We start from the raw sequence: 324 nt of genomic DNA on the forward strand, positions 1-324 counted from the left end.
CGGCTACAGCATCCCGATACGGCACAAGGTGATTCGCCGACTCCACGAACTGGAGAGGGCTATCCAGCAGGCTACTCCGCTGCCTGCGCCGCCGGCAGCAAATGACGCCGCGGTTGAGTTCGGCAAGCTGGCGCTGGCCCATCTGCCAAACCTGGGGGACAACAGCAAGCAGGCACTCCTCAGCCATTTATCTGAACTTGCCTTCGGTCAGCGGCTCATACCGCTGCCTATCGTCGAGCAGCACCTGATGCAGGCGGGAGAGGTGGGCGAGTTGCTGGGGATCACGCCGAACAAAGTAGGCCGTCTAGCGAACGCGCATGGTTT

At 61.7% G+C, this 324-nt stretch carries 1 pseudogene; it reads left to right on the forward strand.

What is annotated here, in order from left to right:
• Nucleotides 1–324 (forward strand): annotated as a pseudogene (locus FS767_RS22970) (hypothetical protein); the annotation flags it as partial.

Source organism: Pseudomonas sp. DE0010, assembly GCF_007680745.1.
In the GTDB taxonomy this organism is placed as follows: domain Bacteria; phylum Pseudomonadota; class Gammaproteobacteria; order Pseudomonadales; family Pseudomonadaceae; genus Aquipseudomonas; species Aquipseudomonas parafulva_B.